The organism is Hymenobacter sp. AT01-02, from assembly GCF_000961955.2.
In the GTDB taxonomy this organism is placed as follows: domain Bacteria; phylum Bacteroidota; class Bacteroidia; order Cytophagales; family Hymenobacteraceae; genus Hymenobacter; species Hymenobacter mucosus.
This window is the reverse complement of record NZ_JZIR02000219.1, coordinates 1-2,334: the sequence shown is the minus strand read 5'-3', so window position 1 is coordinate 2,334 and position 2,334 is coordinate 1. Positions and strand designations below refer to the sequence as shown.

General features: G+C 56.7%; 4 protein-coding genes. All 4 read left to right on the top strand.

The window, feature by feature from the left end:
• Positions 1 to 46 precede the first annotated feature (46 nt).
• Genes VI25_RS27465 through VI25_RS22550 form a run of 4 tightly spaced genes read left to right on the top strand, consistent with a single transcriptional unit; the run spans position 47 to position 2,218 of the window.
• The gene (locus VI25_RS27465; protein WP_236705217.1) at positions 47 to 1,012 is read left to right on the top strand and encodes a glycoside hydrolase domain-containing protein; all 966 of its coding nucleotides are present in this window, start codon (positions 47 to 49) and stop codon (positions 1,010 to 1,012) included.
• 43 nt (positions 1,013 to 1,055) lie between these two features.
• The gene (locus VI25_RS29110) at positions 1,056 to 1,253 is read left to right on the top strand and encodes a glycoside hydrolase domain-containing protein (protein WP_055562944.1); all 198 of its coding nucleotides are present in this window, start codon (positions 1,056 to 1,058) and stop codon (positions 1,251 to 1,253) included.
• A gap of 28 nt (positions 1,254 to 1,281) precedes the next feature.
• Positions 1,282 to 1,971, top strand: a complete 690-nt coding sequence (locus VI25_RS27460) for a glycoside hydrolase domain-containing protein (RefSeq protein WP_055562943.1) — start codon at positions 1,282 to 1,284, stop codon at positions 1,969 to 1,971.
• A 43-nt stretch (positions 1,972 to 2,014) separates the two neighbouring features.
• Positions 2,015 to 2,218 carry a hypothetical protein gene (locus VI25_RS22550; RefSeq protein WP_045690490.1) on the top strand — a complete coding sequence of 68 codons (204 nt, stop codon included), beginning with the start codon at positions 2,015 to 2,017 and terminating at the stop codon, positions 2,216 to 2,218.
• Positions 2,219 to 2,334: the final 116 nt, after the last annotated feature.

Here is a 2,334-nt window from a genome sequence, read left to right as displayed (position 1 = left end):
CACCTAAGCGGAAACCGGCATCGGCGACCTGGGCGACGTGACGGTAATGCCCACTACCGGAGCCGTGCGCGTAACCGAAGGCCGGGTGAAGCACCCCGAGCGCGGCTTGGTGTCGCTTTTTTCGCATCAGGAAGAACAGGCCAAGCCGGGCTACTACGCTGTGCGCTTGAAGCGCTACGATATCAAGGCCGAGCTGACCGCCACCGAGCGAGTTGGCTTTCACCAGTACACCTTTCCTAAGTCCGACGCGGCCCACCTAATTTTTGACTTGCAGCAGGGTATTGGCTGGGACCTGGCCACCGACACCCACATCGAGCAGCTCAACGACAGCACCCTTGTTGGGTACCGAAACTCCAAAGGCTGGGCCGTAGATCAGCGCCTCTACTTTGCGGCGGTATTCTCCAAGCCTATCCGCAACTTCAGCAGCGTGCAGGTGCTGGATACCCTAGGCAACACTAAGCCCGCGGCTACCGGCAACCGCCTCAAGGGCGTCGTCACCTTCGCAACCCAGGCAGGTGAGCAAGTAAAGCTGAAAGTGGGCATCTCTCCCGTGAGCACCGCGGGGGCACAGGCCAACATCCGAGCCGAAATTCCACACTGGAATTTCAATAAAGTGGTGGCCCAGGCCGATGCCGCCTGGAACCGGGAGCTGCAAAAAGTACAGATTCAGGCCGACGAAACCCGCCTGAAAACCTTCTACACGGCTCTGTATCACACCATGATTGCGCCCTCCATTTTCAACGACCACAACGGCGACTACCGGGGCACCGACAAGCAAGTACACCAGAACGCGGACTTCACCAACCTAACTACTTTCTCCCTCTGGGATACCTACCGGGCGGCCCACCCCCTGTTCACCATTCTCCAGCCCGAGCGCGTCAATGACATGGTGAGCTCTATGCTTGCCATCTACCAGCAGCAGGGCAAGCTGCCTGTGTGGCATCTGATGGGTAATGAAACCAACTGCATGGTAGCTACAGCGCCGTGCCTGTGGTGGCAGATGCCTACCTGAAAGGCTTCCGGGGTTTCGATGCCGCCTTGGCTTACGAAGCCGTATGCGCCACCGCCATGCGCGACGAGCTGGGCCTGAAGGCGGTGAAAGCCGGAGCTTTATTCCGGCCAATAGTGAGGCGGAAAGCGTATCGAAAGGCTTGGAATACGCCATCGACGATTGGTGCATTGCGCAGATGGCCCGGAAGCTGGGCAAAGCCGACGATTACGCCTACTTCAGCAAGCGCGCCCAAAAACTATGAGAACTACTTCGACAAGCGGGTAGGCTTTATGCGCGGCCGCGTGGCGCTGAACGAGTGGCGCACGCCCTTTAACCCGTTTACGTCCGTGCACATGAAAAGCGACTTCACGGAGGGGAACCCCTGGCAGTACACCTGGCTGGTGCCCCAAGACGTAGAAGGCTTGATTGGCTTGCTGGGAGGTGAGAAGCGGTTCAGCCAGAAGCTGGATTCCTTGTTCATTGTGAAGGGTGATATGGGAGCCGAAGCTTCCAACGATATTTCCGGGCTTATTGGCATGTACGCGCACGGCAACGAGCCCAGCCACCACGTTGCCTACCTCTACAACTACGTGGGCCAGCCCTGGAAAACTGCCGATAAGGTCCGGTTCATCACCGATAACTTCTACACGGCCAAGCCCGACGGCATTATTGGGAATGAGGACGTTGGTCAGATGTCGGCGTGGCACATCTTCTCCACTCTGGGCTTCTACCCACTCAACCCGGCCAATGGCGCGTACGTGTTTGGTAGCCCAGCCGTCAAGCACGCTACCATTAAGCTGGCCGCCGGCAAGACGCTTACTATCGAGGCCAAAAACAACAGCTCCACCAATAAGTACATTCAGGCAATTACCCTCAATGGCAAAGCTATACTAAGTCCTACATCACGCACCAAGAGCTACTGCAAGGCGGCAACCTCATCTTTGAAATGGGTGCTACCCCAAGTCCTACTTGGGGCGTAAGTGCCGCCGACCGGCCAAAGTCGGTGATGTTACCGCAGTAGCCGTGACGGTTGATACCGCGGACTATTCCACTTCGGTACCTAGTGCCCGTACGATTAGCAGCATTAACGCCTACCCTGGTAAGCTTAAGCTGATGCTCTGCGGCTTTCACGAGGTAGCCCTGGTAGCGCAAAGCACTTACCATCTACTCCTCCATAAGCAGTTCGGGCCCGAGGGCACCACCGCCAACGACATCCCGACGCTGTAACCAGATTATTAAAGGCTACCCTGGTTTTTGATAAGATATAGTTTGCCACCCATGCTATAACCTAGCATTGTAGAACAACTGTGGGGAAACTAGTCCTTGCTGTAAGACGCAAGTAG